Origin of the sequence: Herminiimonas fonticola, from assembly GCF_040395855.1 — a bacterium.
Taxonomy (GTDB): domain Bacteria; phylum Pseudomonadota; class Gammaproteobacteria; order Burkholderiales; family Burkholderiaceae_D; genus Oxalicibacterium; species Oxalicibacterium fonticola_A.
Window position 1 is genome coordinate 1 of record NZ_JBEBPO010000126.1, and the last position, 5402, is coordinate 5402.

The 5402-nt window shown below is 53.5% G+C and carries 6 protein-coding genes; 5 read left to right on the forward strand and 1 reads right to left on the reverse strand.

Annotated elements, in window-relative coordinates:
* Window positions 1–438: 438 nt before the first annotated feature.
* Window positions 439–1500, reverse strand: a complete 1062-nt coding sequence (locus tag ABWP27_RS11985) for a GGDEF domain-containing protein (protein ID WP_353157112.1) — start codon at window positions 1498–1500, stop codon at window positions 439–441.
* A gap of 490 nt (window positions 1501–1990) precedes the next feature.
* Here ABWP27_RS11985 and ABWP27_RS11990 point away from each other — a divergent pair, with 490 nt between their 5' ends.
* The 5 genes from ABWP27_RS11990 to arsH all read left to right on the forward strand — a co-directional run.
* Window positions 1991–2398: a hypothetical protein gene (locus ABWP27_RS11990; protein ID WP_353157115.1), complete on the forward strand. Its 408-nt coding sequence runs from the start codon at window positions 1991–1993 to the stop codon at window positions 2396–2398.
* Between the two features lie 122 nt (window positions 2399–2520).
* Window positions 2521–2874 (forward strand): ArsR/SmtB family transcription factor, encoded by a 354-nt coding sequence (locus tag ABWP27_RS11995; RefSeq protein WP_353157118.1) that lies wholly within the window; start codon window positions 2521–2523, stop codon window positions 2872–2874.
* Window positions 2875–2876: 2 nt separating this feature from the next.
* Complete coding sequence (locus tag ABWP27_RS12000) at window positions 2877–3377, forward strand: arsenate reductase ArsC (protein ID WP_353157121.1); 501 nt, start codon at window positions 2877–2879, stop codon at window positions 3375–3377.
* A gap of 115 nt (window positions 3378–3492) precedes the next feature.
* Complete coding sequence (locus ABWP27_RS12005; protein ID WP_353157124.1) at window positions 3493–4773, forward strand: arsenic transporter; 1281 nt, start codon at window positions 3493–3495, stop codon at window positions 4771–4773.
* A gap of 21 nt (window positions 4774–4794) precedes the next feature.
* A partial coding sequence (arsH, locus tag ABWP27_RS12010; protein ID WP_353157127.1) for an arsenical resistance protein ArsH occupies window positions 4795–5402 on the forward strand: 608 nt, incomplete at its 3' end.

Below are 5402 nucleotides of genomic sequence, written 5' to 3' on the forward strand. Positions count from 1 at the left end.
TCCGTCAGATGCCGTGATGCCATGTTTGAAATGCTCCGGAATGAATAACCAACAATGGAAATGGCTGGCTAATACAACGCACGGGAGCGCGGCAGTTTGGCTGGCTGGAAATATAAATTTAACGAAATCTTAACATATAGTTGAGAATGATTCGCAATATCTTTTGTGAAATATTTCCGCGTAGCGATAAAATTTATCGCCAAGTATTTGAATCAATTGAGTTTTGTACGCGGATGGCAATGCGGGTGTATTGCCAAATTGCATTTTTATGTGATTTTTCTGCGGCAGGAAATACAGTGCAGGCAATAGGGGCGGTCAAGGCAGATGCCTTGTGCCATTAATGTGGCGCTCCAATAAGAATCGGCACTTTCAGAGAAAGTGCCGATTCTTGTTTTGCTGCAGGATGATCAATGATTTTCCGCTCCGGACGGAGCGTAATCAACCGGTCGCCGCCGGTTCGTCGAAGAAGAATTCAACCGATTCGGATTTCTTGTCGGCATGCAGCAATCCCTGTGCGAGCAGGGCGTCGTAATAGCAAACCTGATTGCGGCCATGATCCTTGGCGTAATACAGCGCCTGATCGGCATGTCCGAGTATGGTCACCGGCGTCTCATGCTGGATGCTGGCGAAGCCGATGCTGACAGTGATTTTTCCGACTTGCGGGAATGCATACTGTTCGATATTTTCACGGAAGCGCTCAAATACCATTTGCGCATCGGCCAGCGTAGTGGAGCGCAACAGGATGACAAACTCTTCGCCGCCGAAGCGGAACACGCGATCCTGCGCCCGGAACGAGGCGCGCAATACATTGGCGACCAGGATGAGCACTTCATCGCCATACAGATGGCCGAAGACGTCGTTGACGCGCTTGAAATGATCAATGTCGATTACTGCCAGCCATTGCGATTTGACGTCGGCGTGATGGCGCCGCTCTTCACTGCCGCGCGGTGCCGAGTCAGCCGGTTTTGCGTTGACCATACGCGCAAATTTTTCATCGAAGGTTTTGCGGTTCAGCAAACCTGTCAGCGAATCGCGCTCGCTGTAATCCAGCAGGCTTTGATAATTGCGGTATACGCTGAGTATTCCTTCCATCACTTGCAGCATCTGCGGTGTGAATTGCGTGTCGTTTACAATTTCAAGACAGGTCGATACCTTGTCGTTCTGCCAGATAGGAATCCACAAGGCATGCTGGCCGTTTTCCCGTACTTCTTCCAGGCGATTCTTGCGTTGCGCAATGCACGACACCAGGCCGGGATAGGTCACGATGGTTTCGCCTGCGAGTTCGGAGGCGGATGTTTCTTCATCGACGGTTTGTACTTTGCCGTCTGAAATCCAGACGCGAGGGCGGATCAGCAGATCGCCGCGCGACTGAAATAACTCCATTACGCGGGCGTGATTGACGCCCACCATATTCAGCAATGCCGTCATGACCGAGATATCGAGCAAATCATGATCGCGATGACCGGTGATCTCTACCAGATGATCCAGCAGAGAACTCATCAATGGTTCGGGAGTCCTCACAAGATGCTCATGCGGTTACGCAAGTGGATATGGTCTGATGTAAACATGGGGCGTGACTTCAAGAAAAGTTTTCTATCAAGAGAAGCTGATTTCAAGAGCGTAATAAAGGCCAATGTCTGATGTTTGATGCTTTTATCATCACATTGTCTGGGGCCATTCTAGCTGAATAGGCTTCTGCGACATCATTAGTTTCGCCTGAGTAACTATATTTTACCTTTCACTTTATTCGCTGCTATGACGTGAGTTGTACTCAACCAACAAGGCATTTCTTAAAATGTAACAAATATATTTCCTTGTGGTAATTATCCTGGCGGCAAGTCTACAAATTCCTTGAGCGGCAAACATCTGTCGACTTAAAAAAGCGGCTACAGCCGCATGTATTTGTTCTTGTCCTGCAAGACTGGTGCGGCGACAATGAACTTGCATTACTCGTGGGCATCTTATGGTGCGCTGCCAACCGGGAGAAAACATGTTCGTTCTATTGCTGGTCATTACCTTGCTGATTTCGCTGGCGATATCGTTCGCTGTCATGAAGGCATTTACCAAGCCGCTGAATGCAATTCTGTATCGCATCATTGCCGATTCAATCAGCGCGGCATGGCTCAAGTATCTGAAATTTGCCATCCTTGTCGTTGGCGTATCGTCCGGCGTGCGCGTGCGCGAGTTTGAAAAATACATCACGCCCTCGCGCTGGGATAAAGATGCGAAGGTGGTTGAATTCACCGTAGAACGCTGGGTGCTGGAGTTGTACCAAACTGCGATCGAAACCCTGCAGGGGATTGCCTGGATGCTGCTGGTGTTTTTCATGTTTGCACTGGTTGCGTATGTGATCGTGCGCATAGCCGAAACCAGGCTGGGTGAGCAGGCGAAGAAATAGCCGAGCTTGAAGCGGAATCTCATGCTGCCCGGTCAAGGGCGGCAAACTTTTAAAAATGGCAGCCTGTTTCAAGTTCATATGATTGGATTGCACCGTTTCCATATTTCGACTATTATCGAAATATGGAAACGAAAACCGCAATCACCTCCCTTTCTGCGCTAGCGCATGAATCCCGCCTGGCCGTGTTTCGTCTGCTGGTACAAGCCGGCCCGAGCGGTTTGGCCGCCAGCAAAATCAGCGAAAACCTCGGCATCCCGCCATCGTCACTCTCTTTTCACTTGAAGGAGTTGAGTCACGCGGGTCTGGTAAACGGCACTCAGGATGGACGCTTCATCCATTACGCAGCTAATTTCGATGCAATGAATGGCTTGATCGCGTTCATGACCGAAAACTGTTGCGGCGGCAATCCGTGTGCACCGGTATGCACGCCTGCCTGCGGCAGCGATCAAGCTTCCACAATTCAAATCGGAGAATGAACATGCAGCAAAAGATATTCAACGTGCTGTTTCTCTGCACCGGCAATTCGGCGCGCAGCATCATGGCCGAAGCGTTGCTGAGCACGATGGGAAACGGCCGTTTCCGCGTATTCAGCGCGGGTAGTCAGCCGGGCGGTACGGTGAATCCATTTGCTGTCGAGCAGGTGAAGGCAACGGGCTACCCGCTGGATAACTTGCGCAGCAAAAGCTGGGATGAGTATGCGGCACCCGATGCGCCGAAAATGGATTTCATCATCACGGTGTGCGACAACGCAGCAGGCGAAGTCTGCCCGGTCTGGCCGGGTCAGCCGGTATCCGCGCACTGGGGTTTTGAAGATCCGGCTGCTGCGATCGGCAGCGATGATGAAAAACGGGCGGTGTTCGTCAAGGTGTTCCGTCAGATCATGGCGCGCGTCAATATTTTCGTCAGCTTGCCGATCGACATGCTGGAAAAAAATGCCATTCAACGCGAGCTGAAAAAGATCGGCGAAACCAGCGCCTGATAAAACCATGCGCAGGTTTGCTTTTCCGTCCTGCTCAATCCATTCGTAACGAAGCGTTCGCATCGGGTTTGCATATTGCCGAGCGCGTTCGACTTTTCCCATTGAAAACAAGCTGATGCTGACTGCATTCCTGATTTTTCTCGGCACGATCGTGCTCGTGATCTGGCAACCCAGAGGGCTGGGCATAGGCTGGAGTGCGCTGGCAGGCGCCGCACTGGCGCTCGTGCTGGGCGTCGTGCAGCTTGCCGATATCGCTACCGTCTGGGGCATCGTCTGGAACGCGACGATTACCTTCGTCGCTGTCATCATCATCAGCCTGCTGCTGGATGAAGCCGGATTTTTCGAATGGGCGGCACTGCATGTGGCGCGCTGGGGGCGTGGCTGCGGACGCCAGTTGTTCGTCTGGCTGGTGCTGCTTGGTGCAGCGGTAGCCGCCTTGTTTGCCAATGATGGCGCGGCATTGATCCTGACACCCATCGTGATTGCGATGCTGCTGGCGCTGAAATTTTCACCGGCGGCGACGCTGGCCTTCGTCATGGCGGCCGGTTTCATTGCCGATACTGCCAGCCTGCCGCTGATCGTGTCGAATCTGGTGAACATCGTCTCCGCCGATTTTTTCAATATCGGTTTTGCCGAATATGCATCGGTGATGGTGCCGGTCAATCTGGCGGCTATCGCGGCGACACTGGGTATGCTGCTTTTCTTTTTCAAACGCGATATCCCGGAGACTTACGACTTGACCCGTTTGCGTATGCCGCAACAGGCGATACGCGATGGCGCGACCTTCCGTGCCGGCTGGTGGGTGCTGGTTTTATTGCTGGCCGGATTCTTCGGGCTGGAGCAGCTCGGCGTACCGATCAGTGCCGTGGCAAGCGCGGGTGCGCTGGTCCTCTTGATGGTCGCTGCACGCGGCCACGTGATTTCCACGCGCAAGGTATTGCGCGAAGCGCCGTGGCAGATCGTGATTTTTTCGCTCGGCATGTATCTGGTCGTATACGGCTTGCGCAATGCCGGCCTGACCGATTATCTGGTTGTCGTCCTGAACCGGCTTGCCGCGCACGGCGTGTGGAGTGCAGCGATCGGCACGGGCGTCCTGTCGGCATTGCTGTCATCGGTAATGAACAATATGCCGGCGGTACTGGTCGGTGCGCTCGCGATCGATGCCAGTGTGGCGCAGGGCGTCACAAGGGAGGCGATGATTTACGCCAACGTGATCGGCAGCGATCTTGGTCCGAAAATTACCCCTATCGGCAGCCTCGCCACCCTGTTGTGGCTGCATGTATTGGCGCGCAAGAATATTCGCATCACCTGGGCTTATTACTGCAAGGTCGGTTTTGTGCTGACCTTGCCGATACTGCTGTTCACGCTGATTGCACTGGCACTGCGTTTGCAGTAATTCCTCACCACTCTTTTCATCATGAATACTTTCAGCGATACCAGTCTGCCGCCATTTGCACTCGATCATCTGGAAATACCGGCGCCGGAAAAATTTTCCTCTCCAAAAACATTCGATCATCCACCCCGTATCCTGCTGTTGTACGGCTCCTTGCGCGAACGTTCTTTCAGCCGCTTCCTGACTGAAGAAGCGGCGCGTATTCTGCTGCACTTCGGTGCGGAAGTGCGCATCTTCGATCCGCGTGATTTGCCAATAGCCGGCAGTGCGGCTGACGATCATCCGAAAGTGGCCGAGCTGCGCGCACTCAGCCTGTGGTCGGAAGGACAGGTCTGGTGCAGCCCGGAACGGCATGGCGCCATCACGGCCGTGATGAAGAATCAAATCGACTGGATTCCGCTGGAGCAGGGCGCGGTGCGTCCGAGCCAGGGGCGTACCCTGGCCGTCATGCAGGTGAGCGGCGGTTCGCAATCGTTCAATACGGTGAATACCTTGCGTTTGCTGGGGCGATGGATGCGGATGTTTACGATCCCGAATCAATCGTCGGTAGCGAAGGCGTATGAAGAGTTCGACGAAGCCGGTCGCATGAAGCCTTCGCCCTATTACGATAGGCTGGTCGATGTGATGGAAGA